Genomic DNA, 25149 nt, shown 5'->3' with positions numbered 1-25149 from the left:
CATCAGCGGAAGCCTTTTCCTTATTTTTTATTTAAGAAGGACAGACAAAAAAGGCAATCTCCCTTGCGGACGCTCCCATAATGGACGTTGCAAATATGAAAGCCTTCTTGATACAGCCGGGCCAGATTGTCGTACCCTTCTCCTATATCACTCTGCTCTGCCTTCTGTGTTTTTGTTTCTTTCTGATCGGCTTTGAATTTTTCAATTTGCTCTGTCGTGTCATCAAGCCGCTTACGCAAATGCTTATTTTCAAGCTGAAGATGGTGATTCTCTTCAATCATTTCGCCGATATGCTGCTTTAAGTCACCCAGCTGACGGTACAGCGAACCGATTTGTTCCTCCAGGTTTATGACAGTATCAAATAACTCTTTTTTATCCAAGGTTCCACACCTCGTTAATCTGTGGTTTGTGCGGATACGACGCCCTCTTCCAAGAGCTCTTCCCAAGTATATTCTATCACTTTTTCACGATTCTTCAGTTCCACCTGAAGCACCCGTTCCAGAATATTAAGACCGACAACCTTTGCGGGGCCGTTTGCCGTCGTAATCATTTCGCCTAAATCCGGCAGCTGTTCTTTTGCCGTCTCATACTCATCATTTTCGTACTTCAAACAGCACATCAAACGGCCGCACAGACCGGAAATCTTCGTTGGGTTCAACGATAAATTTTGATCCTTCGCCATTTTGATGGACACCGGTTCAAAATCACCGAGGAACGTGGAGCAGCAAAGCATTCTCCCGCATGGTCCGATACCGCCGAGCATTTTCGCCTCGTCCCTCACCCCGATTTGGCGCAATTCGATTCTCGTTTTAAAGATAGAAGCCAAGTCTTTGACCAATTCCCTGAAATCAACCCGTCCGTCTGCTGTAAAGTAAAAAATGACTTTATTGCGGTCAAATGTAAACTCAACATCAACCAGCTTCATATCTAAGCCGTGGTCAGCCACTTTTTTCTGACAGACTTCAAAAGCGGACAGGGCCTCCTGTTTGTTTTCTTCTACAATGAGAAGATCGCGTTCATCAGCAACGCGTATGACCTTTCGAAGCGGAAGCACAACATCATGCTCGTCCACTTGTTTATTTGCGATGACAACCTGCCCGTATTCGACACCTCTTACGGTTTCAACAATGACGCAGCTGTCTTGTTCTATATCAAATCCGTTCGGATCAAAATAATAAATTTTCCCCGCTTTTTTAAAGCGGACGCCTATTACGTTGTACAAGCTTATCCCTCCTGCAACGTTAACACCAAGTGCTCCATTAATCCCTGCACATTCACATTGGAATGAAGCCGTTTTTTTGCTTCTAAAACAGCGAGAATTTGGTTCGTAACGCTTTGTTGTGTAAATTGCAGCGCATGCTGTTTTATTGATTGGAATAAGTCTTGATAAATCAGTTTATCTTCATTTCCAATTTGGATGGATAATACATCACGGTATATCAATAAGAGCATATCAAGACCCATTTCTTGATGGGTTTTTTCTTTGAAAAAGGGCACCCACTGATCCTGAATGAAGAAAAAGGCATGTCCTTTCCGCTGATGTAAGACTTCATACAATTTTATCACTTTCGCTCTGGACTCTGCAAACTCATCATTTCGACTTAATTCGACTGCTTCCGCAATATTATTTGTCATATTTGCTAAGAGCCGGGCCATGTGAGGGCTCACTTCCTGTTCAATCAGTCTTTCTTCTATGGCTTTCGGCTGAAGCGGCTGGAACGGAAGAACCTGACATCTCGAAACGATGGTATCCAGTATTCGGTGGAGCTGCTCAGTAATAAGAATTGCGATGGCATCTTGACTCGGCTCCTCTAAAAATTTCAGCAGACTGTTTGCTGCATTTGTCGTCATTTGATCCGCATGGGATATAATGTACAGCTTTTTATGCGATTCCAGTCCTGTTTTAGAAAACTCTTCCTGAAGCGATTGGATCTGAGCCTTTTTAATGGATAATCCGTCGGGCTGAACCACATGCAGGTCGGGATGGTTTCCGGATTCAATACGCTTACAGTTCCGGCACTCCCCGCAAGGCTCAGTCCCGTCTTCAAGGCAAAAAAAGCTTTTTGCGAGAAGCAGTGCGGCATCCAATTTGCCCGTTCCTTTTTTGCCTTCAAACAGATATGCGTGAGAAAGCCTTTTCTTTTCAATGCTGTTATGCAAAAGCCGCATCACTCTGGGCTGCTGCCCGGTCATTTCCTTCCATGATATTGCCATTGTATCACTCTCTATGTGTAAAGGTTAATCAATAAACCTTTTATTTCTCCGATTCGATCCAGCAAATCAATTGCCGGTTTTTCCTGATCTAACATTTCTTCCGTCAGCTGAAGCAGTTTTTCATCTATTTCTTTCACAAGCCCCAGAGTCCGGCTGCTGCCGTACAGGTCAAAGCTTTTCTCCGTCTCATGCGATAATCCGCTGTCTACGGCCTCTTTTACAAAACGTTTTACCAATCCTTTGAATTTCGCTAAGTCTTTGAAGTTTCTCGACTTCGTCAGCCTTTTCCCGAACGTTTCTATATCCGTTAAGAACCTGCTCAGCTGATCAAATTTCAGCTTGCTGCTTTGGCTGTCCATTGAACTTTTAAATGTTCCGGAAAGCTCTGCCGCTTTATAAGCAGGCTGCTGCTTTTTCTCAATAAATGTACGTAAGTCAGAATTTATTTTCACGTCGTCAAATCCTTAAAATTGATGAAATTCATCGACCGGGAGGACAAAGACCGTCGCTCCGCCGACTTCCACTTCGACGGGATATGGAACGTAGGAATCCGCATTCCCGCCCATCGGGGATACCGGGGCAATCATCTGATCACGTTTACAGCCATTCTCTTTAATGAGGCTGAGCGCTTTATCGACACGGATATCTTCCACCCCGATCATAAACGTCGTATTGCCTGATTTAAGGAATCCGCCTGTTGTCGCAAGCTTCGTCACCCTGAAGTTGTGGTCGGTTAATACTTTCAAAAGCCTGTTGCTGTCCTGATCCTGCACCACTGCCACTATTAGTTTCATTCTCTAGGCCCCCTTTAGGTTGGAAAGAACATTATCGTTACATTCATTATAGCAACTTATGAGAAACAGGTCACAACTGAATTTTTTTCAATGCTTCATTTATCACTTGAAGTGCGTCCTGAATGACGAGTTCCTTCTTTTTCGATGCGTCGATTGTATGGAATCTTTCCGGAAAACGCTGCATTACCTTTTGGTATCCTTCCCGTACTTTCGTGTGAAAGTGCAGGGCCTCAAGATCGAGACGATTCTTCTCTCTTGAATCATTCGACGTAATCCGTTTCAACCCTTCTTCCGGCTCAATAGAAAAATAGATGGTGACATCAGGCATCGTATCGCCGATTGCAAACTGGTTAATAGAAAGGACTTCATCAATGCCGAGCCCTCTCGCATAGCCTTGGTAAGCCAGCGAACTGTCGATGAAACGATCGCACAGCACAATGCGGCCTTCTTTCAATGCAGGCTGCACCTTTTCGACTAAATGCTGTCTTCTCGCCGCAGCGTAAAGCAGCGCCTCCGTTTTTGCATCCATCAGTGTATTGTTTTTATTTAAGATCACTTCTCTGATCTGTTCCGCAATGTCGATGCCGCCCGGTTCTCTTGTCGCTGTCACCGGGAGCCCCTCTGCCGACAGAATCTCTTTCATTTCCTGAAGCACAGTCGTTTTCCCTGCACCTTCAGGACCTTCAAATGTTATAAATAAACCGCTCATGATTTCTCCTCTTCTATATAGACAAGTAATTGTTCCCCGTTTAACAAGCCTTGAATATGCGCGTCCATGCCGATTAAACGGGAAAGCTTTTGTACGATCTCTTCTGTTATCCGTTCTCCGTCCATGATCAGCGGAATTCCCGGCGGATAAGGAATAATGTTGCCCGCATGCAAGCGCCCGGCCGCCTTATTTATATCTGCAGGCTCTTTTGTAAACTTCCGCATCTCATTTTGCGGATATTCAAGTGTCGAAATGGACGGAAATGTCCAATTCACGGCATCCGGCAATTTATCGGGCGGTGTATCCTCCAGTTTCTGCTGTATGTTTCTTACGGTTGCCTGTTCTATCATCCGCCGGCCGCCTATCGGCAGTACGAGCAATACTTGGTACTCGTCAGCCAGCTCGGCAACAATGCCTTCACTCTCCAAAATCCGTTGTAATGAATAGCCGGAATGTCCGAGCTTTGACCGAAGAATTAATTTTAACGGGTCCGCCCGCAGCCCATATCCGGAAGGCTCGATTATTTCAATAGAAGAAATTGATGCGAACCTTCGTTTGATTTTCTCAATGCGCTCCATATGAACGGGAAGTGTCCCTTTTTCAGCAATATCCTGCACATAAGCGCGCGCCGTATCTAAAGATGCCATAATCGGGTATGACGGGCTGCTGCTTTGCAAACTGCTTACATAATAAGTTAATCGATCTCTGTCAATTCTGGTGCTGTTCAAATGAAAGTAAGACCCCATCGTCATAGCTGGAAGTGTTTTGTGAGCCGATTGAACAACGGCGTCTGCCCCCATAGCCAATGATGAAGGCGGGAAAGGCTGGCCTAACACAAAGTGAGCCCCATGAGCCTCATCCACCAGTACAGGAACGCCGTATGAATGGGCTTTGTTAACTGCCGCGGTCAAATCGGCGGCGTGTCCGTAGTAAGTCGGATTGGTCAGAACAAGTCCTTTCGCGTTCGGATATGACGCCAGCGCTTTTTCGATGACTGAAAGGGATACATGTGCCGGCACATGCATGTTTTCATCGATTTCCGGCGCCAAATAAACCGGCTTGGCTCCGGCCAATGCCGCCGCATGGAAAACAGACTTGTGACAATTACGCTGGATCAGAATGGGTTCACCCGGTTCACAAACAGCTAAAATCATCGCCAGATTGCCGGCGGTCGTTCCATTGACGAGAAAGAAACTTTCCTGAGAGCCGTAAAATCTGCTCACCAAATCCTGCGCTTCCTTAATGACCCCCGTCGGGTGATGCAAGTCATCAAGACCCGTGATCTCAGTCATATCAATAGATAAAAGAGATTGATATACAGATTTGGCTTCATCAAAAAAGACATCTCCATTGTGATGTCCCGGAACATGAAAAGAATACGTATTTCGGTGCGCATGCTTCATCAGCGCTGTATATAAAGGTGTGTCCATTTTTAAACAAATCCTTTGCCTGTCTTTCTTATTATATCGTGCCTGCGAGCCAACTTAAAGCTAAGACTTTTTGCCATCTAGCCGTTATCCCGGCCGGACCTCATATCAAGCAGCTTCTTTTTTAAATCGCCTTCCATGATAACAAGCTCCTTCTCGGCAAGCCTGCGTTTCATCCTGCCTTCTTCTTGAATAGACATGATTTCTTCAAGTGTGCTGACTAAGCTTTCCTGCACTTTTTTGAGGGTTTCCGCTTCAACAAGTCCGCGCTCATTGGCTTTCGCTGTCTCGACTGTACTTGTTTTCAGAAGTTCAGCGTTTTTCAGCAGCAATTGATTTGTCGTATCCGCCGCCTTCTGCTGCACATCTGCCGCACTCCGCTGCCTCATAAGCGTCAGCGCGATGGCGACTTGATTCTTCCATAAAGGAATAGCCGTAACAATGGAGGACTGAATTTTCTCTGCCAGTGCCTGATTCGTGTTTTGAATCAGGCGGATTTGCGGCGCACTCTGAAGCGTAATCTGCCTGCTCAGCAGCAGATCATGCACCCTCTTATCCAGACGGTCGGCAAACTGGCGAAGATCATTCACTTCCTGCGCGGCCATTTGATTGTGTTCTTGTAATTCGGCTTTTCTTGCCGCTTCGGGTATCAGCTTTGTTTTCAGCTCATCTGATTTTAATTCCCCCGCTGCTATATACATAGTTAAATCAGTAAAGTACTGTTTATTTTGGGCGTACAGCTGATCTAACAATTTATTGTCACTCAACAGCACATTTTTAGAATGTTCCAGCCTTCTGCTGATACGGTCAATCTGCACACTTGTCTTTTGATATTTCGAAAGCACTTCCTGTACAGAACCGGACACCCTTTTAAACAGCCTGGCGAAAAACCCTTTGTTCTTCATCTGCAGATCATCAGGGTTGACCTGGTCAAGCTTCAGCATCAAATCAGCCAGTATCTGTCCCATCTCTCCTGCATCTTTTCTTTGCACGTGCTCTATCATCGTGTGGGAAAATTCCAGAAGATTCGCCTGCGCCTGTGAACCAAACAGTACAATGCTTTGCATGTTCTCAGGGTCCAGTTTTTCAGCGAGCCGAAGTGCCGCTTCTATTTTTTCTTCCGGCAGCGTATCTGCAAGCTTTAGAGGGGTCTGGTCATTTTGGGCGCCCATGCTGTCGTCGGAGCGGTCTTTGGCCATTTCCTTCTTCCTTTCTTATTTTCTCAGTGAATGCTTTGCCACATCTAATTCAAAGTGCAGGTCGTCGATGTCCTCCTTCATCAGTTCATGAAGATCCTCTTCCAGCCTTCTGGAAAGCTCTGCTAGAGTCACCCTCGTATCACTCAAGGACATTGATAAATCTTTATTTTTTCGCGGCTGTGAGGAGAGCAGAGCATACTTTTCCGTCAGTTCTACAACAGAATCAAGCGTTTGATAATAGAAACGCTCTGCCTGATAAAAACGCTTCGGCTCTTGCTTTGTGAGCAGATATATTCGCCGGGTTATCCGCAGTATCTCTGCATTCTGCTTCAGCATTTGTATACTTTTAGAGCGAAAAAGCGCCCTGCGTAATCGGATGATTTTACCCTTTGCTTCCTCAAGATTTCCCTTAATATAAGCATATTCTTTTCTTGTCAGCCGGTGTTTTTTTAAAAAGAGACGCTTCGCATTCCACAAGCCGGCCGCACTGACTGCGGCTCCGCCGGCTGCCCCGTATAAAAGCGAATACAGAAAAGGCTGATGCCCTATCGTAAAGAAGGTTATCCCCGCTAATACAAAAACTGTGCTGCCGCAAAACGTCCATTTCATATATTGAATAAACGGTTTCATACTTGATCGACTCCTATTTATTCACTTTTATCAGTATTATCTATTACATTCCATGTCTAAACAAGTTCCTCTTCTTATCGTATCAGTTCTTTTATAAAAAGTGTAAAAACTCCTCTGATTTCAGGCAAAAAAAAGACCCTTTTCAGGGTTAAGAATATAACGTCGGTGTATGAAGGCTTTTCAGTTTACGAACGAAAAATTCATAATTCGGATCAGAGGTCGGAGTGGAAACTACTTTCTTCTCACACTCTAAACATATAAATTTCGTATAAATATGGATTCCCCTGCTTTTTTTGGTTTCACACACAATACATGTTTCTTCATGGCTGGACGTTTCATTCATTTTGCCCACCTCCGTATGAATAGCCTTCCCTTAAGCTGTTGATTGTATACACAATTTGGACCTTTTTGAAGTTTGCAATTAGTATATGGGCGTTTCCGTATTTCGGTGTTTGTTTTGTTTTTATTCAAAAACAAAAAAGGCAGCTCATGATGAGCTACCTTTATCATAATATAGCTTGGCGGCGTCCTACTCTCACAGGGGGAAACCCCCGACTACCATCGGCGCTGAAGAGCTTAACTTCCGTGTTCGGCATGGGAACGGGTGTGACCTCTTCGCTATCGCCACCAAACCATTGAGAGTGTTCTCTCAAAACTAGATAACAGTAAGCATACATTCAAATTGGTTAAGTCCTCGATCGATTAGTATCTGTCAGCTCCATGTGTCGCCACACTTCCACCTCAGACCTATCAACCTGATCATCTTTCAGGGATCTTACTTCCTTGCGGAATGGGAAATCTCATCTTGAGGGGGGCTTCATGCTTAGATGCTTTCAGCACTTATCCCGTCCGCACATAGCTACCCAGCGATGCCCTTGGCAGAACAACTGGTACACCAGCGGTGCGTCCATCCCGGTCCTCTCGTACTAAGGACAGCTCCTCTCAAATTTCCTGCGCCCGCGACGGATAGGGACCGAACTGTCTCACGACGTTCTGAACCCAGCTCGCGTACCGCTTTAATGGGCGAACAGCCCAACCCTTGGGACCGACTACAGCCCCAGGATGCGATGAGCCGACATCGAGGTGCCAAACCTCCCCGTCGATGTGGACTCTTGGGGGAGATAAGCCTGTTATCCCCGGGGTAGCTTTTATCCGTTGAGCGATGGCCCTTCCATGCGGAACCACCGGATCACTAAGCCCGACTTTCGTCCCTGCTCGACTTGTAGGTCTCGCAGTCAAGCTCCCTTGTGCCTTTACACTCTGCGAATGATTTCCAACCATTCTGAGGGAACCTTTGGGCGCCTCCGTTACCTTTTAGGAGGCGACCGCCCCAGTCAAACTGCCCACCTGACACTGTCTCCCCGCCCGATAAGGGCGGCGGGTTAGAAGGTCAATACAGCCAGGGTAGTATCCCACCGATGCCTCCACCGAAGCTGGCGCTCCGGTTTCCAAGGCTCCTACCTATCCTGTACAAGCTGTACCAACATTCAATATCAGGCTGCAGTAAAGCTCCACGGGGTCTTTCCGTCCTGTCGCGGGTAACCTGCATCTTCACAGGTACTATAATTTCACCGAGTCTCTCGTTGAGACAGTGCCCAGATCGTTGCGCCTTTCGTGCGGGTCGGAACTTACCCGACAAGGAATTTCGCTACCTTAGGACCGTTATAGTTACGGCCGCCGTTTACTGGGGCTTCAATTCGCACCTTCGCTTACGCTAAGCGCTCCTCTTAACCTTCCAGCACCGGGCAGGCGTCAGCCCCTATACTTCGCCTTACGGCTTCGCAGAGACCTGTGTTTTTGCTAAACAGTCGCCTGGGCCTATTCACTGCGGCTCTCTCGGGCTTGCACCCTAACAGAGCACCCCTTCTCCCGAAGTTACGGGGTCATTTTGCCGAGTTCCTTAACGAGAGTTCTCTCGATCACCTTAGGATTCTCTCCTCGCCTACCTGTGTCGGTTTGCGGTACGGGCACCTCTCACCTCGCTAGAGGCTTTTCTTGGCAGTGTGGAATCAGGAACTTCGCTACTATAATTCGCTCGCCATCACAGCTCAGCCTTCACGGGAAACGGATTTGCCTATTTCCCAGCCTAACTGCTTGGACGCGGATATCCAATACCGCGCTTACCCTATCCTCCTGCGTCCCCCCATTGCTCAAATGGTGAGGAGGTGGTACAGGAATATCAACCTGTTATCCATCGCCTACGCCTTTCGGCCTCGGCTTAGGTCCCGACTAACCCTGAGCGGACGAGCCTTCCTCAGGAAACCTTAGGCATTCGGTGGAGGGGATTCTCACCCCTCTTTCGCTACTCATACCGGCATTCTCACTTCTAAGCGCTCCACAAGTCCTTCCGGTCTTGCTTCACAGCCCTTAGAACGCTCTCCTACCACTGTTCGAAGAACAGTCCGCAGCTTCGGTGATACGTTTAGCCCCGGTACATTTTCGGCGCAGAGTCACTCGACCAGTGAGCTATTACGCACTCTTTAAATGGTGGCTGCTTCTAAGCCAACATCCTGGTTGTCTAAGCAACTCCACATCCTTTTCCACTTAACGTATACTTTGGGACCTTAGCTGGCGGTCTGGGCTGTTTCCCTTTCGACTACGGATCTTATCACTCGCAGTCTGACTCCCAAGGATAAGTCATCGGCATTCGGAGTTTGACTGAATTCGGTAACCCGGTAGGGGCCCCTAGTCCAATCAGTGCTCTACCTCCGAGACTCTTACCTTGAGGCTAGCCCTAAAGCTATTTCGGAGAGAACCAGCTATCTCCAGGTTCGATTGGCATTTCACCCCTACCCACACCTCATCCCCGCACTTTTCAACGTGCGTGGGTTCGGGCCTCCATTCAGTGTTACCTGAACTTCACCCTGGACATGGGTAGATCACCTGGTTTCGGGTCTACGACCACGTACTCAATTCGCCCTATTCAGACTCGCTTTCGCTGCGGCTCCGCATCTTCTGCTTAACCTTGCACGGGATCGTAACTCGCCGGTTCATTCTACAAAAGGCACGCCATCACCCGTTAACGGGCTCTGACTACTTGTAGGCACACGGTTTCAGGATCTCTTTCACTCCCCTTCCGGGGTGCTTTTCACCTTTCCCTCACGGTACTGGTTCACTATCGGTCACTAGGGAGTATTTAGCCTTGGGAGATGGTCCTCCCGGATTCCGACGGAATTTCACGTGTTCCGCCGTACTCAGGATCCACTCAGGAGAGAACGAAGTTTTGACTACAGGGCTGTTACCTCCTATGGCGGGCCTTTCCAGACCTCTTCATCTACCTCGTTCCTTTGTAACTCCGTACAGAGTGTCCTACAACCCCAAGAGGCAAGCCTCTTGGTTTGGGCTGGTCCCGTTTCGCTCGCCGCTACTCAGGGAATCGCATTTGCTTTCTCTTCCTCCGGGTACTTAGATGTTTCAGTTCCCCGGGTCTGCCTTCTCATATCCTATGTATTCAGATATGGATACCACTCCATTACGAGTGGTGGGTTTCCCCATTCGGAAATCTCCGGATCAAAGCTTGCTTACAGCTCCCCGAAGCATATCGGTGTTCGTCCCGTCCTTCATCGGCTCCTAGTGCCAAGGCATCCACCGTGCGCCCTTTCTAACTTAACCGTTAAAAAGAATCACTACGTGATATCTTGCATTACTAATTGAATGTGAATTACTTCTGTTATCTAGTTTTCAAAGAACACGTTGGTGGAGCCTAGCGGGATCGAACCGCTGACCTCCTGCGTGCAAAGCAGGCGCTCTCCCAGCTGAGCTAAGGCCCCGTATTGGGTAAAGATGGTGGGCCTGAGTGGACTCGAACCACCGACCTCACGCTTATCAGGCGTGCGCTCTAACCAGCTGAGCTACAGGCCCATCTACCATATGAAAGAATCAAAGTTCCTTCAAAACTAAACAAGACAGGGAACGTTCTGTTTATAAGACCCAAGGTCTTATATTCCGTTAAAATCCTTAGAAAGGAGGTGATCCAGCCGCACCTTCCGATACGGCTACCTTGTTACGACTTCACCCCAATCATCTGTCCCACCTTCGGCGGCTGGCTCCATAAAGGTTACCTCACCGACTTCGGGTGTTACAAACTCTCGTGGTGTGACGGGCGGTGTGTACAAGGCCCGGGAACGTATTCACCGCGGCATGCTGATCCGCGATTACTAGCGATTCCAGCTTCACGCAGTCGAGTTGCAGACTGCGATCCGAACTGAGAACAGATTTGTGGGATTGGCTTAACCTCGCGGTTTCGCTGCCCTTTGTTCTGTCCATTGTAGCACGTGTGTAGCCCAGGTCATAAGGGGCATGATGATTTGACGTCATCCCCACCTTCCTCCGGTTTGTCACCGGCAGTCACCTTAGAGTGCCCAACTGAATGCTGGCAACTAAGATCAAGGGTTGCGCTCGTTGCGGGACTTAACCCAACATCTCACGACACGAGCTGACGACAACCATGCACCACCTGTCACTCTGCCCCCGAAGGGGACGTCCTATCTCTAGGATTGTCAGAGGATGTCAAGACCTGGTAAGGTTCTTCGCGTTGCTTCGAATTAAACCACATGCTCCACCGCTTGTGCGGGCCCCCGTCAATTCCTTTGAGTTTCAGTCTTGCGACCGTACTCCCCAGGCGGAGTGCTTAATGCGTTAGCTGCAGCACTAAGGGGCGGAAACCCCCTAACACTTAGCACTCATCGTTTACGGCGTGGACTACCAGGGTATCTAATCCTGTTCGCTCCCCACGCTTTCGCTCCTCAGCGTCAGTTACAGACCAGAGAGTCGCCTTCGCCACTGGTGTTCCTCCACATCTCTACGCATTTCACCGCTACACGTGGAATTCCACTCTCCTCTTCTGCACTCAAGTTCCCCAGTTTCCAATGACCCTCCCCGGTTGAGCCGGGGGCTTTCACATCAGACTTAAGAAACCGCCTGCGAGCCCTTTACGCCCAATAATTCCGGACAACGCTTGCCACCTACGTATTACCGCGGCTGCTGGCACGTAGTTAGCCGTGGCTTTCTGGTTAGGTACCGTCAAGGTGCCGCCCTATTTGAACGGCACTTGTTCTTCCCTAACAACAGAGCTTTACGATCCGAAAACCTTCATCACTCACGCGGCGTTGCTCCGTCAGACTTTCGTCCATTGCGGAAGATTCCCTACTGCTGCCTCCCGTAGGAGTCTGGGCCGTGTCTCAGTCCCAGTGTGGCCGATCACCCTCTCAGGTCGGCTACGCATCGTCGCCTTGGTGAGCCGTTACCTCACCAACTAGCTAATGCGCCGCGGGTCCATCTGTAAGTGGTAGCCGAAGCCACCTTTTATGTCTGAACCATGCGGTTCAAACAACCATCCGGTATTAGCCCCGGTTTCCCGGAGTTATCCCAGTCTTACAGGCAGGTTACCCACGTGTTACTCACCCGTCCGCCGCTAACATCAGGGAGCAAGCTCCCATCTGTCCGCTCGACTTGCATGTATTAGGCACGCCGCCAGCGTTCGTCCTGAGCCAGGATCAAACTCTCCGATAAAGTAGTTTGACTGACTACGCACATCGCTGTGCGATTTATTTAAAACTTTGAATTAACAGGTACGTTTTGTCTTGTTTAGTTTTCAAAGAACTTTGTCCATCGCTCTCGAAGCGACTTAATTATTGTAACATATCAACTTCAAAGTCGTCAATAACTTTTTAAAATTTCTTTTTTAAGAATTCGTTTCGTCATCAGCGACGTATATTAGAATACCACCCTTGATCCAACATGTCAACAATAATCGGCAAATTAAATGATGAAGCGTTTAATGACTATCAAAGCAGCGATGCCGGGAATCCCCAGAATCCCGCTGATGCCCGTTGTAATCAGGTTAACAGGGATATGAATACCGAGACTGCCTCCGAACAAGTTCACACCCACCAGCAAAATCGCGCCGGCAATAAACTTAATCGCAGTCACACCAATCCATCTTAAAGGTTTTGAAGATACTCCCCATAAAAAAAGCAAAGCAACCAGACCGACAATCAAACCGATAATGAAAAAAGGCTCCATGAATCTTCCCCCTCGCTTGTTTAGTACAAGCTTATGAGAAGACCCCGGAGAATAGACCTTTTACTTCCATCTGCTCATTTTCAAATTCCGCTGCTTCGCTTCTTTTAAATAGAAAAAGTATTTAGATTCAGCGACTTTCAGCTCAAACAACACCTCAGCGGAGGGCTCGAGACTTTTCTCGACCAGACTCTTCTGCCTGTTCCATTCTTCTTTTTGTTTAAAGAGCTGTTCTATCAGCTTCTCGTCAAACTCTTTTCTTAATGTATTTCTGCGAAGAAAACCCATGCCTTGCCTTTTCCTCCCTTACAATTCACGTCTTCCTTCAAGAGCTTTTGAAAGAGTGACCTCATCAGCATATTCCAAATCACCGCCGACGGGCAGACCGTGGGCAATACGGGAGAGCTTGATGCCTGAGGGCTTTAACAGCCTTGATATATACATCGCTGTTGCTTCCCCTTCAATATTAGGGTTGGTTGCGAGAATGACTTCTGTCACTTGATCATCCTGAAGACGTTTCAGCAGCTCCGGAATCTTAATATCCTCCGGGCCGATGCCGTCCATTGGTGAAATCGCGCCGTGAAGAACATGATACTGGCCGTTATATTCCTTCATTTTCTCCATTGCGATAACATCCTTAGGGTCCTGCACGACACAAATAACAGACTTATCCCTTCTTGTGTCCTCACATATATAACAAGGGTCCTGATCTGTAATATGTCCGCAAATCGAACAATATGTCAGGTTGCGCTTCGCATTTACTAATGCTTTCGCGAAATCTAATACCACGTCTTCTTTCATACCTAGAACAAAAAAAGCCAGACGAACCGCTGTTTTCGGTCCGATCCCTGGCAATTTCATAAAGCTGTCAATCAGCTTTGATATTGGTTCAGGATACTGCATGTTTATTTATCCCCCTAGAATAAACCCGGTATGTTCATTCCTTTTGTAAATTGTCCCATTGTCTCATTCGTCATGTCATCCACTTTTTTGAGGGCGTCGTTTGTTGCGGCAAGAATCAGGTCCTGAAGCATTTCGATATCTTCCGGATCAACGACTTCTTCTTTAATGGCAACGTCTACAACTTCTTTTTGGCCGTTGACTTTTACAGTCACCATTCCGCCGCCCGCTGTGCCTTCAAGCACTTTTTCGGCAAGCTCCTCCTGAGCCTTCGCCATATCCTTTTGCATTTTTTGCATTTGTTTCATCATTTTTTGCATGTTTCCCATTCCGCCACGCATATTCAATCACTCTCTTTCATCTTATTAGTCTTTTATTTCGATTAAATCCGCTCCGACAAGTTTTTTCGCCTCTGCAATCAGCGGATCTTCTTCAGCCGGTTCGTTTGATCCTTCACTTTCCTGCTGGTGATCATTTAAAAATTCTTCTCTTATTTTACCCCATTGTGCTTCCGGAACGCCAATCAAATCCATTCTTTTCCCGAGCATTGATTCGAGAATCTGTTCAAGATTCGTACGGACTCCGTTATTGTCTTCTGCAACCATTTTACAATGGATTTCGTATTTAAATTTAAGCACAAATGCCTTTTGAGCAGCAGCCACCGGTTCACTGTCATTCAAAAGAGCCGCATGAGACACCTTATTCTGCTGTTTCAGGTGTGCCAGCAGCTTACCCCAGCTGCTTTTAAGCTGTTCAAGATCAGGTCTTGTGGCTTCCTTCAATATCTCATGAATTCTTCCGACTGGAGCTTTGTAATGGCTTTTTCCGCCTTTTTGAGGACGCGGAGCTTCTTTCGGAGCGCTTTCCATCTGAACCTTCACACCGGAGGTTTTCAGTCTTTCCACTTCCTGCTCAAGCTGCTGGATCTTATTCATCAGCATGCCGACCTCAGGGATATCTCCCGCGGATTGCTGTGCCGTCTGGCATATTTTCACGACAGCCACTTCAAAAAAGATTCTTGGGTGGTTCGTCCACTTCATTTCCTGATGGCTTTTATTCAGGATATCAATCATTTCATATAAAGCGGGGGCCGGTATATCACCGCTCAGATTCCGGAACGTTTCATCGACCTTCACCTTCTCCAGGACTCCTTCTAAACCGGGAGCGGCCTGGTACAAGAGCATATCCCTGAAATAGAAAATCATATCTTCAATCAGTTTGGCCGCATCTTTCCCCTGCTGGAGCAATTCATTCAGTGTTTCCAATGCCCCGGAAACCTGTTTGCTGTGAAGAGCAGATGCAAGTTTCCCAATATAGTGCTGAGAAACGGCTCCGGTAATGAGCAATGCGTCATCCACCGACAGCTCCTCACCGCTGAATGATACGGCTTGATCGAGCAGGCTCAGCGCGTCCCTCATTCCTCCGTCCGCAGCACTCGCTATGATATCAAGGGCTCCTTCTTCCACCTTCAGCTGCTCTGCATCGACGATTGTCTTCATTCGTCCGACAATTGCTTTGGATGTAATCCGTTTGAAGTCAAAACGCTGACATCTGGAGATAATGGTTAAAGGAATCTTATGAGGCTCAGTCGTAGCTAATATGAAAATGCAATGTGCCGGCGGTTCTTCCAGCGTTTTCAGAAGCGCATTGAATGCGCCGATAGAGAGCATATGCACCTCATCTATAATATATACTTTGTAGGTGACGGCCGACGGGGCGAATTTTACTTTGTCACGGATGTCGCGGATTTCGTCTACGCCGTTATTCGACGCCGCATCTATTTCAATCACATCTGATATAGAGCCGTTTGTGATCCCCTTGCACGCCGCACATTCATTGCACGGTTCTTCTACGGGGGCGTGCTCACAGTTGACTGCTTTCGCAAATATTTTAGCTGCACTGGTTTTTCCCGTTCCCCGCGGTCCAGAAAACAGATATGCATGAGAAAATTTCTTTTGCAAAAGGGCATTTTGCAGCGTTTTCGTAATGTGTTCCTGTCCGACCACATCTTCAAACTGCTGAGGCCTAAATACTCGATATAAAGCTTGGTAACCCACAGGATGCGCCCTCCTCTGTTATTCATCATGTTTATTATACATGAACGTGCTTTTAACGCCAAAACCCGTTTTTCATATACGAAAAAACTCACCTGCCATAAACAGGTGAGTCTGAAATTTGATGATTGATTTACCGTGCACCTTCTGTCGATTCGCTACCCTAAGCGTTACTTAAGCAGTTAGCTCAGCCCAGGCAACCCTGCGGCACATGAGAGGTTTCACTTAATGCTGCTTCCTTCCGGACCTGACATGGTTCATGAATTCCCATTGCGCAGGACCCAGACGTCAACGCCACTTACTTAAGGCAGACCTTACAGTAAACGAACCTCGAGAAGGGATTCGGCCCCGCTAGAGCGGATTGCGGGTACAGGGCACCGCTACCTCCCCGCTTAGCACGGCAAAATAAATATCAAATTTTTATATGAGCACCATTCATGATGCACACATAAGTATATCTGCTTCAGGCAGAAAATGCAACCGTACTACTCAGACAACTTTTTCCTCATGTCTTTCTTTTGCCGGCGCAGCTTTCTGAAAAAAGCGCTGAGCATTTCTCCGCACTCTTCTCCGAGCACGCCGCTCACCACTTCCGCTTGGTGGTTGAACCGCTCTTCCTGCAAGAGGTTCATCAGCGTTCCTGTACAGCCCCCCTTGGGATCAAATGCGCCGAATACGACCTTATCGACTCTCGAAAGCACGACGGCTCCCGCGCACATCGGACACGGCTCCAAAGTGACATAAAGAACGGCATCCTCAAGTCTCCATGTCCCCAGCTTACGGCACGCTTCGTCTATCGCCAGCATTTCGGCGTGGGCAAGCGACCTCTGTTCAGTCTCCCGCAGATTATGCGCCCGCGCCACGATCTCATCATGCAGAACAAGAACTGCTCCGATCGGCACTTCACCTTTCGCTTCGGCTTTCTTCGCTTCTTTTATGGCTTCTCTCATATAATATTCATCATTCATAGGTTCGAGCTCTCTTCTTAAGTTTTTTCATGTCTCATAAAGGTTAAAATAGGAATACCCCAGCAGAAAGGAGTTGCCGGTATTGTCTGAACCTAACAACACAGCCCTTCTGATTGTCGATATGATTAACAATTTTCAATTTGATATGGGCGAACGTCTTGCTGAAAAAACCAAACAAATTGTCCCCCGTATTTTATCATTAAAGAAGCATGCAAAACAAAGCAACTGGCCGATTATTTATATTAATGATCATTACGGGCTCTGGAAGGCTGATATTGATGCCATCAGGGAGGAATGCAGCAACGACAGAAGCGCCCCCATTATAAAAGATATTTCGCCTCAGCCGGATGATTATTTTCTCATTAAACCGAAGCATTCCGCTTTTTACGAAACGGCGCTTCACACCCTTCTGACCGAATTACAAGTGAACCGATTAGTCATCACGGGGATTGCCGGGAACATTTGTGTGCTGTTCACGGCCAACGACGCCTATATGAGAGAATACAGCATTGCCATTCCGAAAGACTGCACCGCTTCCAATAACGACGAAGACAATGATTTCGCTTTGACCATGATGGAGAATGTTCTCTTCGCAGAAATAACCACGGAAAAACAAATTACCGCCGAAAAATAAACATGATCAGCCTCCTTTTTTCATATATTTGATAGCGGATATGAAAGGAGGCGTTTTTCATTCAGATCTATATAGTGAAACGGGGCGACACGCTTTCCGCTATTGCGGCGCGCTACCGGACTGCCGCAAATGTCATTGCGGAAGCAAATAAACTGTCTAATCCAAATACATTGGTTGTCGGACAAACCCTTGTCATCCCGATTGAGGGTCAATATTACGAAGTGAAACAAGGTGATACTCTCGCTGCAATCGCCGGCCGTTTTCATATATCGGCCGCGGAGCTTGCGAGGGTGAACGGAATTCAGCCCGGCACCACATTGAGAGCCGGAACCCGCCTTTACATTCCGCAGCAGGCGAATAAGCCCGATATCGAATCAAATGCATATATAGAACCGCGGGGAACGAGCGTAAGCGCTAATCTCCAGCAGGCGGCAAGGGAGGCCTCTCCTTATTTAACATACCTCGGCGCATTCAGTTTTCAAGTGCAGCGGAACGGGACTTTAAAGGAACCGCCTCTGACCAATTTAAAAAGCATCAGTGACAGGCACAACACCACACTGATGATGATCATCACCAACCTTGAAAATGACGCATTCAGCGATGAACTCGGGCGGCTCATCTTGAATGACAATACAGTGAAAACAAAACTCTTTCAGGAAATCGTCTCCACGGCTAAAAAGTACGGCTTTCGCGATATTCACTTTGATTTCGAATATTTACGTCCACAGGACAGAGAAGCCTACAATCGTTTTTTACGTGAAGCGAGGACGATTTTTCATCGGGAAGGCTGGAAGATTTCAACGGCGCTTGCTCCGAAAACGAGCGCGACTCAGGCCGGCAAATGGTACGAAGCACATGACTATAGGGCACATGGAGAAATCGTCGATTTTGTCGTGATCATGACATATGAGTGGGGGTACAGCGGAGGCCCGGCTCAGGCCGTATCACCTATCGGCCCTGTAAGAAATGTCATTGAGTACGCGCTGACGGAAATGCCTTCTTCAAAAATCGTCATGGGCCAAAATATGTACGGCTATGATTGGACACTGCCTTTTAAACAGGGAACTACAGCCAAAGCCGTCAGTCCTCAGCAGGCAATCGCTCTGGCAGCACGCTATAAAGTCGACATTCAATATGACGAAACCGCCCAGGCTCCATTCTTCCGATACACGGATGAAAATCAGAGACGGCATGAAGTATGGTTTGAAGACGCACGATCCATTCAAGCGAAATTCAATTTAATTAAAGAACTTCATTTAAGAGGAATCAGCTATTGGAAACTCGGCCTTTCTTTCCCGCAAAACTGGCTTTTGCTCAACGATCAATTTCATATTGTAAAAGAGACGTTTCGTTAATTGGAAGCGTCTTTTTTCATGGGCTTTTCTGAGAGTGTGATACAATATAAAGGCCGGCAGCTGACGGATGTTTGCAGAATTAAGGAGGATTTTCAATGAACAGAGCCCCTTTTATCGCGGTAGAAGGTCCTATCGGGGCAGGAAAAACGACACTCGCTACGATGCTTTCTGAAGAGCTCGGTTTTCCTATGATTAATGAGATTGTGGAAGACAACCCTTATCTCGATAAGTTTTATGACAATATCGAGGAGTGGAGTTTCCAGCTTGAAATGTTTTTTCTATGTCACAGGTATAAACAGCTTGAAGACACCGACCGAGATTATTTAAAACAAGGACAGCCCGTTTTGTCCGATTATCATATTTATAAAAATGTTATTTTCGCAGAGCGTACATTGCACGGCCAAAAGCTTGAGAAATATAAGCAGATTTATCATCTGCTCACTCACGACTTGCCGAAACCGAATGTTATTGTATACATAAAGGCAAGCCTGCCGACATTGCTTCAACGCATTGAAAAACGCGGGCGCCCGTTTGAGAAAAATATCGAACATCAATATCTGGAACGTCTCATTGCAGATTACGACACAGCCATCAGACAGCTTCAGGAAGAAGACCCGGATATATCTGTACTGACCATTGACGGTGATACTGAAGACTTTGTTTTGAATAAGACAGACTATGAAAGAATTGCCCGTCAGGTAAAGGAGCTTATTAAATGAAAGACATTCATATTCCAAACAACGCCATTATCACAGTAGCGGGAACGGTAGGAGTCGGAAAATCGACTTTGACCAAAGCTTTAGCAAAACGGCTCGGGTTTCATACCTCACTTGAGGAAGTGGATGAAAACCCTTATTTAGAGAAGTTTTATCACGATTTTGAACGCTGGAGCTTCCATTTGCAAATTTATTTTCTGGCTGAGCGGTTCAAAGAGCAGAAAAACATGTTTGAATCAGGCGGCGGATTCGTGCAGGACCGTTCGATTTATGAAGATACAGGCATATTCGCAAAAATGCACGCCGATAAAGGAACCATGTCGCTGACAGATTACACAACATACACAAGCCTATTTGAGGCGATGGTCATGACGCCGTACTTCCCGCATCCTGATGTTTTGATCTATTTAGAAGGCGACCTTGAAAACATTATAAACCGGATTGAAAAGCGGGGCCGCGAGATGGAGCTGCAGACAAACCGCTCTTATTGGGAAGAGATGTATACACGGTACGAAGACTGGATCAGCGGTTTTAACGCCTGCCCTGTGCTGAAAGTACGCATTGAAGATTATGACCTTGAAGCTGATGAACAGTCACTGGAACCTTTGATCGAAAAAATCAGTCACGTGATCAACGAAAACAGAAATAAATAAAAATAGCAAAGCGATTTTCCCCGAACAGAGAAAATCGCTTTTTTTGCATATAAAAAATCCGCTGCATCACATGCAGCGGACAAAACAATCTCCAATATATGCTCGAGTTTCATTAGGTTTAAAATCAATATGGCGGAGGAAGAGGGATTCGAACCCCCGCGGGCTTTGACACCCCTGTCGGTTTTCAAGACCGATCCCTTCAGCCAGACTTGGGTATTCCTCCGTATCGACATTTAATAATATACCACATGACCTGAATTTCAGTCAAGCGCTTTTTCATATTTTTTATTTCTTTTCTTAAACGCTTGTCCGTCAGCTTTACTATCATACAAAAGTCTTGCGTCCAATTCAACCTCAGTATGCCATACGGGCAGGAAATCACAGTAAAAATCAAGAATAGATTCAAACAGATAACCTGCTCATAAAGGTGGAGAACATAATGAAAATCATCATTGCACCCGATTCTTTCAAAGAAAGCATGACATCAAAAGAAGCTGCTGACAGCATAGAAAAAGGATTCAAAGCGATCTTCCCTGACGCGGAATATATCAAGATACCCGCGGCCGACGGCGGAGAAGGAACCGTTCAGGCTTTGACGGATGCCACTGGCGGAAGCATCATCAAAAAAACTGTGACCGGTCCGTTGGGAACGCCGGTAAATGCCGCATATGGACTTCTGGGAGACGGACGCACGGCAGTCATTGAAATGGCGGAAGCATCGGGACTTCATCTCGTTCCCCGCCATCTCAGAGATCCGTTGAACACAACGACAAGAGGAACGGGTGAACTGATAGCAGATGCAGCTTCCCGCGGGGCGGGCGAGATCATCATCGGGCTTGGCGGAAGCGCAACTAATGACGGCGGAACAGGAATGGCGAGCGCGCTCGGTGTGCGTTTCTTAAATGAGGAAGGTCAGGAGATACCTGACGGCGGAGGCGCTCTGCACACCCTAGCTTCTATTGATATAAGCGGTCTCTCTCCTGACCTGAAACATATCCGTATCCGTGCCGCATGTGATGTCGAAAATCCCCTGACCGGCGAAAACGGCGCATCATATGTCTTCGGCCCGCAAAAAGGGGCGTCCGAGAAGACTAAAGTTGTATTGGATCGCAACTTACGCCATTTCGCTGACATATTGAGACGTCAGCACGATATCGAAGCGGATACCGTAAAAGGCGCGGGCGCCGCAGGGGGACTGGGCGCCGGACTGATCGCTTTCTTACAGGCAGAACTTCAAAGCGGGATTGATGTTGTATTAGATACACTGTCCTTCTCAGATCAGATAAGAGGCGCTGACCTTGTCATTACCGGAGAGGGGCAGATAGACGGACAAACGATATTCGGCAAAACCCCCGCCGGGATCGCCGCACGCGCATCTGCTCAAGAAATTCCCGTTATCGCATTGGCAGGCTCCTTAGGCAAAAATTTCGAGCATGTTTACAGCGCAGGAATAACAGCTGTATTTTCTATCGTGCCCGGCGCTGTAAGTCTTGAAGACGCCTTAGCATCCGGCCGTTTTAACCTTGAAAGCACAGCCCGGAATGCCGCCGCTCTATACCGGGCAGCAAAAAAGGCGCGCCTCTAGGGCGCACCTTTTACGGTTTGATGACTTCTTTATTTCCCATATAAGGACGAAGCACTTTCGGAATGATGACACTTCCGTCTTCCTGCTGGTAGTTTTCTAAGATGGCAGCTACTGTTCTGCCGACTGCAAGGCCTGAACCGTTTAATGTATGCACATGCTCCGGCTTGCCTTTCGCTTCGCGTCTGAATCGAATGTTTGCGCGTCTCGCCTGGAAGGCTTCAAAGTTACTGCAAGAAGAAATTTCACGGTATGTGTCTTGGCTTGGAATCCATACCTCAATATCGTACTTTTTCGCGGCTGTAAAGCCGAGATCACCGGTACACATGCTCATGACACGATACGGCAGTTCGAGCAGCTGAAGCACCCGCTCGGCTTGATTTGTCAGTTTTTCAAGCTCCTCATAAGAATCTTCCGGCTTCACGAATTTCACAAGCTCAACCTTGTTGAACTGATGCTGGCGGATCAAACCGCGTGTATCACGGCCGGCAGATCCCGCTTCTGAACGGAAGCAGGCGCTGAATGCGGCATAATTGATCGGCAGGTTCTCACCGGATAAGATTTCATCGCGGTGCATATTTGTAATCGGCACTTCCGCCGTCGGAATTAAGAAATAATCCTCTTCTCTGATTTTAAAAGCATCCTCTTCAAATTTAGGAAGCTGTCCCGTACCTGTCATGCTCGTACGGTTTACCATATAAGGAGGAATGACTTCCGTGTAATCATATTCATCAACGTGAAGATCCAGCATAAAGTTGTAGAGCGCGCGTTCGAGGCGGGCGCCTAATCCTTTATAAAACACAAACCGGCTGCCTGTTACTTTTGAAGCGCGTTCGAAATCAAGAATGTTTAAATGGTCTGCGATATCCCAATGCGGTTTCGGCTCATATGAAAATGCCGGCGCCTTTCCCCACTTGCGGATTTCAATGTTATCATCTTCCGTTTCCCCGACGGGCACTGAATCGTGCGGGATGTTCGGAATAGACAGAAGGATGGTTTCGAGCGTCGTTTCGACAGTACGAAGCTCTTCATCAAGCTTCTTAATTTCTTCGCCCACTTCGCGCATCTCTTTAATAATATGATCAGCGTCTTTTTTCTCCCGTTTCAAAACGGCGACCTGCTGAGATACTTCATTGCGTTTTCCCTTCAGTTCTTCTACTTTACCGATAAGCTCTCTTCTCTTTTCGTCCAGCTCTTCAAACTTGTCAAAGTCAGATAAGTCTTCGCCTTTTGGAATGAGATTCGCTTTTACCTCTTGAAAATTGGCTCTCAGCACCTTCGTATCAATCATGCCTAACAACTCCTATCTGTTTTTATCGAAAATAAAAAAGAGCCCTCATCCCCTAAAAGGGACGAGAGCTCTCGCGTTGCCACCCTGATTGAAAACAAGCTCACACTTGCTTCCCGCTTTAACACATAACGGTTTTCCCGTAAATGCCTACTAGTTTTCAGCATTTCGCTCAAGGACGGATTCGGACAGCATCTTTCACCGATTCGCACCACCCATCGGCTCTCTTTGAAAGAGAGGCTCCCTACTGCTTCCTGTCAACGCTTTTCGATCTTTATTTGTGTTTATAATGTACTATAAGTATCAGCGGTTTTCAACTGTTTTATACAGCTGTTTCCTGCTTATGCTTTTCCGCCATCTTCACAAACAGCTCTGTCACCCGGTGATCATCCGTCAGTTCAGGATGGAACGAGCAGCCGAGGAAATTCCCCTGCTTTGCAGCCACGATGCGTCCGTTATGCTCACAAAGCACTTCAACATCTTCTCCGGCTTCTAAAATATGCGGTGCGCGAATAAATACACCCGTAAACGGCTCATCAAGGCCTTTAATCGTCAGATCAGCTTCAAAGCTGTCAACCTGACGGCCAAAGGAATTACGCTCGACGACAACGTTCAACAGCCCTAGATGAGCGTTATCCGTTCCCGCTATCTCTTTGGCTAAAATAATCAGACCGGCGCATGTGCCGAACATCGGCTTGCCTTGGGCGGCAAACTCGCGAAGCGGCTCCATAAAATGATACGTATCCATTAAACGCCGCATCGTCGTGCTTTCCCCGCCCGGCAGGATTAAACCGTCGATGTCATTCAGCTGTTCAGGACGCTTAATGACTACACCTTTTGAACCACATGCTTCAATTGAACGAATATGTTCTCTTACTGCTCCTTGAAGTCCAAGTACACCAATTGTTAACATGCTTCCAGCTCTCCTATGGTTTTACCAGCCGCGTTCTTGCATACGCTGTTCCGGCAATAGATTTGAGATTTCGATGCCTTTCATTGCTGTGCCTAATTCTTTAGAAAGCTCAGCGATCAGTTTGTAGTCTGTGTAATGAGTCGTTGCTTCAACAATTGCTTTGGCGAATTTAGCAGGGTTGTCTGATTTGAAAATACCTGAACCGACAAATACGCCGTCAGCGCCAAGCTGCATCATCAATGCCGCGTCAGCAGGCGTCGCTACTCCGCCGGCAGCAAAGTTCACTACAGGCAGTTTGCCGTCACGTTTGATTTGAAGAAGCAGTTCATAAGGAGCGCCGAGGTTTTTAGCTTCAGTCATCAGCTCGTCATCGCTCATCGCAACAACTTTGCGCACTTGCGCGTTTACTTTTCTCATATGGCGGACAGCTTCCACAATGTTTCCTGTTCCCGGTTCGCCTTTTGTACGAAGCATGGAAGCTCCTTCAGCGATACGGCGCGTTGCTTCGCCGAGATCACGGCAGCCGCATACGAACGGGACTGTATATTCGTTTTTATTTAAATGAAATTCTTCGTCAGCCGGAGTCAGAACTTCACTTTCATCGATGTAATCTACTCCCATTGCTTCAAGGACACGCGCTTCAACGATATGTCCGATACGCGCTTTTGCCATTACGGGAATGGATACAGCATTCATTACTTCTTCAACGATTGTCGGATCAGCCATGCGGGCAACACCGCCGGCAGCGCGAATATCAGCCGGAACGCGTTCTAACGCCATTACGGCAACAGCTCCCGCCTCTTCCGCAATCTTCGCTTGTTCAGCATTTACAACGTCCATGATGACGCCGCCTTTTTGCATTTCCGCCATGCCGCGTTTTACACGATCAGTACCTGTTTGAGCCATTATTTGGTCCCCCTAGTCAATGTATAGTTAGATAATTTCTATCTCTTATTGTATCCCAGAAATACAATATTTCATATGGGTATTCTTATTTTACAGCGAGATGAATAAGATAGATATCATTTTTTTACTAATAATTTGGTTTTTTCAGTATATTAAGCAAAAGAGCCCTAACTTTCATCAGAGCTC

The 25149-nt window shown here is 47.2% G+C and carries 24 protein-coding genes, 3 tRNA genes, 3 rRNA genes, 1 other RNA gene and 1 other annotated feature; of the genes, 5 read left to right on the top strand and 26 right to left on the bottom strand.

All coding sequences use genetic code 11. From position 1 onward, the window contains the following. Positions 1-20 precede the first annotated feature (20 nt). The 22 genes from yabA to tadA form a co-directional block, all read right to left on the bottom strand. Positions 21-380, bottom strand: a complete 360-nt coding sequence (yabA, locus tag JNUCC21_RS00230) for a replication initiation-control protein YabA (RefSeq protein WP_004264720.1) — start codon at positions 378-380, stop codon at positions 21-23. A gap of 14 nt (positions 381-394) precedes the next feature. Continuing rightward, entirely contained in the window at positions 395-1222 is an 828-nt protein-coding gene (gene ricT / locus JNUCC21_RS00225; RefSeq protein WP_004264723.1) for a competence/sporulation regulator complex protein RicT, read from the bottom strand. 2 nt (positions 1223-1224) lie between these two features. Beyond that, positions 1225-2214 (bottom strand): DNA polymerase III subunit delta', encoded by a 990-nt coding sequence (gene holB / locus JNUCC21_RS00220; protein WP_369878486.1) that lies wholly within the window; start codon positions 2212-2214, stop codon positions 1225-1227. A gap of 11 nt (positions 2215-2225) precedes the next feature. After that, positions 2226-2666, bottom strand: coding sequence for a YaaR family protein (locus JNUCC21_RS00215; RefSeq protein WP_004264730.1), 441 nt, complete (start codon positions 2664-2666; stop codon positions 2226-2228). Positions 2667-2678: 12 nt separating this feature from the next. Further along, positions 2679-3008, bottom strand: coding sequence for a cyclic di-AMP receptor DarA (darA, locus tag JNUCC21_RS00210; protein ID WP_004264734.1), 330 nt, complete (start codon positions 3006-3008; stop codon positions 2679-2681). Positions 3009-3078: 70 nt separating this feature from the next. Next, positions 3079-3717, bottom strand: a complete 639-nt coding sequence (gene tmk, locus JNUCC21_RS00205; protein WP_007409918.1) for a dTMP kinase — start codon at positions 3715-3717, stop codon at positions 3079-3081. Beyond that, positions 3714-5147, bottom strand: coding sequence for an aminotransferase class I/II-fold pyridoxal phosphate-dependent enzyme (locus JNUCC21_RS00200; RefSeq protein WP_369878485.1), 1434 nt, complete (start codon positions 5145-5147; stop codon positions 3714-3716). The genes tmk and JNUCC21_RS00200 overlap by 4 nt, the downstream gene beginning before the upstream one ends. A gap of 77 nt (positions 5148-5224) precedes the next feature. Beyond that, on the bottom strand, positions 5225-6343 hold the full coding sequence (locus tag JNUCC21_RS00195) for a toxic anion resistance protein (protein ID WP_369878484.1): 1119 nt from the start codon (positions 6341-6343) through the stop codon (positions 5225-5227). A 15-nt stretch (positions 6344-6358) separates the two neighbouring features. After that, a complete protein-coding gene (locus JNUCC21_RS00190; RefSeq protein WP_369878483.1) occupies positions 6359-6973 on the bottom strand; it encodes a 5-bromo-4-chloroindolyl phosphate hydrolysis family protein in 615 nt (204 codons plus the stop codon). Positions 6974-7121: 148 nt separating this feature from the next. Further along, on the bottom strand, positions 7122-7316 hold the full coding sequence (locus JNUCC21_RS00185) for a sigma factor G inhibitor Gin (RefSeq protein ID WP_007409914.1): 195 nt from the start codon (positions 7314-7316) through the stop codon (positions 7122-7124). 173 nt (positions 7317-7489) lie between these two features. Then, positions 7490-7605 (bottom strand): 5S ribosomal RNA (gene rrf, locus JNUCC21_RS00180). Positions 7606-7655: 50 nt separating this feature from the next. Next, positions 7656-10585 (bottom strand): 23S ribosomal RNA (locus JNUCC21_RS00175). Positions 10586-10667: 82 nt separating this feature from the next. Then, positions 10668-10743: transfer RNA gene (locus JNUCC21_RS00170), tRNA-Ala, on the bottom strand. A gap of 14 nt (positions 10744-10757) precedes the next feature. Further along, positions 10758-10834 (bottom strand) — tRNA-Ile (locus JNUCC21_RS00165). Between the two features lie 100 nt (positions 10835-10934). Beyond that, a 16S ribosomal RNA gene (locus JNUCC21_RS00160) occupies positions 10935-12484 on the bottom strand. Together the 16S, 23S and 5S rRNA genes with 2 tRNA genes alongside form the textbook arrangement of a ribosomal RNA operon. Positions 12485-12733: 249 nt before the next feature. After that, positions 12734-12997, bottom strand: coding sequence for a pro-sigmaK processing inhibitor BofA family protein (locus JNUCC21_RS00155; protein ID WP_003150686.1), 264 nt, complete (start codon positions 12995-12997; stop codon positions 12734-12736). A gap of 60 nt (positions 12998-13057) precedes the next feature. After that, on the bottom strand, positions 13058-13282 hold the full coding sequence (locus tag JNUCC21_RS00150; RefSeq protein ID WP_007408755.1) for a YaaL family protein: 225 nt from the start codon (positions 13280-13282) through the stop codon (positions 13058-13060). An 18-nt stretch (positions 13283-13300) separates the two neighbouring features. After that, a complete protein-coding gene (gene recR, locus JNUCC21_RS00145) occupies positions 13301-13897 on the bottom strand; it encodes a recombination protein RecR (RefSeq protein ID WP_007615147.1) in 597 nt (198 codons plus the stop codon). A 14-nt stretch (positions 13898-13911) separates the two neighbouring features. Then, positions 13912-14235 (bottom strand): YbaB/EbfC family nucleoid-associated protein, encoded by a 324-nt coding sequence (locus JNUCC21_RS00140; protein WP_029326155.1) that lies wholly within the window; start codon positions 14233-14235, stop codon positions 13912-13914. A gap of 24 nt (positions 14236-14259) precedes the next feature. Then, positions 14260-15951 carry a DNA polymerase III subunit gamma/tau gene (gene dnaX / locus JNUCC21_RS00135; protein WP_216062038.1) on the bottom strand — a complete coding sequence of 564 codons (1692 nt, stop codon included), beginning with the start codon at positions 15949-15951 and terminating at the stop codon, positions 14260-14262. A 133-nt stretch (positions 15952-16084) separates the two neighbouring features. Continuing rightward, an RNA gene (gene ffs, locus JNUCC21_RS00130) (signal recognition particle sRNA large type) lies at positions 16085-16349 on the bottom strand. Between the two features lie 84 nt (positions 16350-16433). Continuing rightward, a complete protein-coding gene (gene tadA, locus JNUCC21_RS00125; RefSeq protein WP_007615141.1) occupies positions 16434-16916 on the bottom strand; it encodes a tRNA adenosine(34) deaminase TadA in 483 nt (160 codons plus the stop codon). 82 nt (positions 16917-16998) lie between these two features. Here tadA and JNUCC21_RS00120 point away from each other — a divergent pair, with 82 nt between their 5' ends. From JNUCC21_RS00120 to dck, 4 genes are all read left to right on the top strand, one after another. Continuing rightward, on the top strand, positions 16999-17550 hold the full coding sequence (locus tag JNUCC21_RS00120) for a cysteine hydrolase family protein (RefSeq protein ID WP_076982851.1): 552 nt from the start codon (positions 16999-17001) through the stop codon (positions 17548-17550). Between the two features lie 71 nt (positions 17551-17621). Then, a complete protein-coding gene (locus JNUCC21_RS00115; protein ID WP_369878803.1) occupies positions 17622-18905 on the top strand; it encodes a LysM peptidoglycan-binding domain-containing protein in 1284 nt (427 codons plus the stop codon). A 95-nt stretch (positions 18906-19000) separates the two neighbouring features. Beyond that, complete coding sequence (gene dgk / locus JNUCC21_RS00110) at positions 19001-19624, top strand: deoxyguanosine kinase (protein ID WP_014416710.1); 624 nt, start codon at positions 19001-19003, stop codon at positions 19622-19624. After that, complete coding sequence (dck, locus tag JNUCC21_RS00105; protein ID WP_007615132.1) at positions 19621-20274, top strand: deoxyadenosine/deoxycytidine kinase; 654 nt, start codon at positions 19621-19623, stop codon at positions 20272-20274. The genes dgk and dck overlap by 4 nt, the downstream gene beginning before the upstream one ends. Before the next feature lie 130 nt (positions 20275-20404). On the opposite strand, the gene JNUCC21_RS00100 is transcribed toward dck, so the two are convergent. After that, a tRNA-Ser gene (locus JNUCC21_RS00100) sits at positions 20405-20497 on the bottom strand. 216 nt (positions 20498-20713) lie between these two features. On the opposite strand from JNUCC21_RS00100, the gene JNUCC21_RS00095 reads away from it, so the two are divergent. Next, positions 20714-21859: a glycerate kinase gene (locus tag JNUCC21_RS00095; RefSeq protein WP_369878482.1), complete on the top strand. Its 1146-nt coding sequence runs from the start codon at positions 20714-20716 to the stop codon at positions 21857-21859. Between the two features lie 10 nt (positions 21860-21869). Here JNUCC21_RS00095 and serS read toward each other — a convergent pair whose 3' ends face one another. The 3 genes from serS to pdxS all read right to left on the bottom strand — a co-directional run bounded on the left by serS (position 21870) and on the right by pdxS (position 24963). Then, positions 21870-23147, bottom strand: a complete 1278-nt coding sequence (serS, locus tag JNUCC21_RS00090; protein ID WP_369878481.1) for a serine--tRNA ligase — start codon at positions 23145-23147, stop codon at positions 21870-21872. A gap of 54 nt (positions 23148-23201) precedes the next feature. Then, positions 23202-23414 (bottom strand) — a binding site (T-box leader). A gap of 52 nt (positions 23415-23466) precedes the next feature. After that, positions 23467-24057 carry a pyridoxal 5'-phosphate synthase glutaminase subunit PdxT gene (gene pdxT / locus JNUCC21_RS00085; protein WP_007615126.1) on the bottom strand — a complete coding sequence of 197 codons (591 nt, stop codon included), beginning with the start codon at positions 24055-24057 and terminating at the stop codon, positions 23467-23469. Positions 24058-24078: 21 nt separating this feature from the next. Next, a complete protein-coding gene (gene pdxS / locus JNUCC21_RS00080) occupies positions 24079-24963 on the bottom strand; it encodes a pyridoxal 5'-phosphate synthase lyase subunit PdxS (protein WP_003150714.1) in 885 nt (294 codons plus the stop codon). Between the last annotated feature and the right edge of the window lie 186 nt (positions 24964-25149).

The organism is Bacillus sp. JNUCC-21, from assembly GCF_041222765.1.
In the GTDB taxonomy this organism is placed as follows: Bacteria; Bacillota; Bacilli; order Bacillales; family Bacillaceae; genus Bacillus; species Bacillus velezensis.
The sequence above is the reverse complement of the archived record's forward strand: the minus strand, read 5'-3'. Positions and strand labels throughout refer to the sequence as shown.

What these genes read in the sequence shown, in the direction of transcription:
- JNUCC21_RS00155 (WP_003150686.1), bottom strand. Translation starts at nt 12,997, where the DNA reads ATGGAGCCTTTTTTCATTATCGGTTTGATTGTCGGTCTGGTTGCTTTG.
- JNUCC21_RS00200 (WP_369878485.1), bottom strand. Translation starts at nt 5,147, where the DNA reads ATGGACACACCTTTATATACAGCGCTGATGAAGCATGCGCACCGAAAT.
- JNUCC21_RS00140 (WP_029326155.1), bottom strand. Translation starts at nt 14,235, where the DNA reads ATGCGTGGCGGAATGGGAAACATGCAAAAAATGATGAAACAAATGCAA.
- JNUCC21_RS00185 (WP_007409914.1), bottom strand. Translation starts at nt 7,316, where the DNA reads ATGAATGAAACGTCCAGCCATGAAGAAACATGTATTGTGTGTGAAACC.
- JNUCC21_RS00190 (WP_369878483.1), bottom strand. Translation starts at nt 6,973, where the DNA reads ATGAAACCGTTTATTCAATATATGAAATGGACGTTTTGCGGCAGCACA.
- holB (WP_369878486.1), bottom strand. Translation starts at nt 2,214, where the DNA reads ATGGCAATATCATGGAAGGAAATGACCGGGCAGCAGCCCAGAGTGATG.
- JNUCC21_RS00195 (WP_369878484.1), bottom strand. Translation starts at nt 6,343, where the DNA reads ATGGCCAAAGACCGCTCCGACGACAGCATGGGCGCCCAAAATGACCAG.
- tmk (WP_007409918.1), bottom strand. Translation starts at nt 3,717, where the DNA reads ATGAGCGGTTTATTTATAACATTTGAAGGTCCTGAAGGTGCAGGGAAA.
- dck (WP_007615132.1), top strand. Translation starts at nt 19,621, where the DNA reads ATGAAAGACATTCATATTCCAAACAACGCCATTATCACAGTAGCGGGA.
- serS (WP_369878481.1), bottom strand. Translation starts at nt 23,147, where the DNA reads ATGATTGATACGAAGGTGCTGAGAGCCAATTTTCAAGAGGTAAAAGCG.
- JNUCC21_RS00095 (WP_369878482.1), top strand. Translation starts at nt 20,714, where the DNA reads ATGAAAATCATCATTGCACCCGATTCTTTCAAAGAAAGCATGACATCA.
- pdxS (WP_003150714.1), bottom strand. Translation starts at nt 24,963, where the DNA reads ATGGCTCAAACAGGTACTGATCGTGTAAAACGCGGCATGGCGGAAATG.
- JNUCC21_RS00150 (WP_007408755.1), bottom strand. Translation starts at nt 13,282, where the DNA reads ATGGGTTTTCTTCGCAGAAATACATTAAGAAAAGAGTTTGACGAGAAG.
- pdxT (WP_007615126.1), bottom strand. Translation starts at nt 24,057, where the DNA reads ATGTTAACAATTGGTGTACTTGGACTTCAAGGAGCAGTAAGAGAACAT.
- dgk (WP_014416710.1), top strand. Translation starts at nt 19,001, where the DNA reads ATGAACAGAGCCCCTTTTATCGCGGTAGAAGGTCCTATCGGGGCAGGA.
- recR (WP_007615147.1), bottom strand. Translation starts at nt 13,897, where the DNA reads ATGCAGTATCCTGAACCAATATCAAAGCTGATTGACAGCTTTATGAAA.
- darA (WP_004264734.1), bottom strand. Translation starts at nt 3,008, where the DNA reads ATGAAACTAATAGTGGCAGTGGTGCAGGATCAGGACAGCAACAGGCTT.
- tadA (WP_007615141.1), bottom strand. Translation starts at nt 16,916, where the DNA reads ATGAATGATGAATATTATATGAGAGAAGCCATAAAAGAAGCGAAGAAA.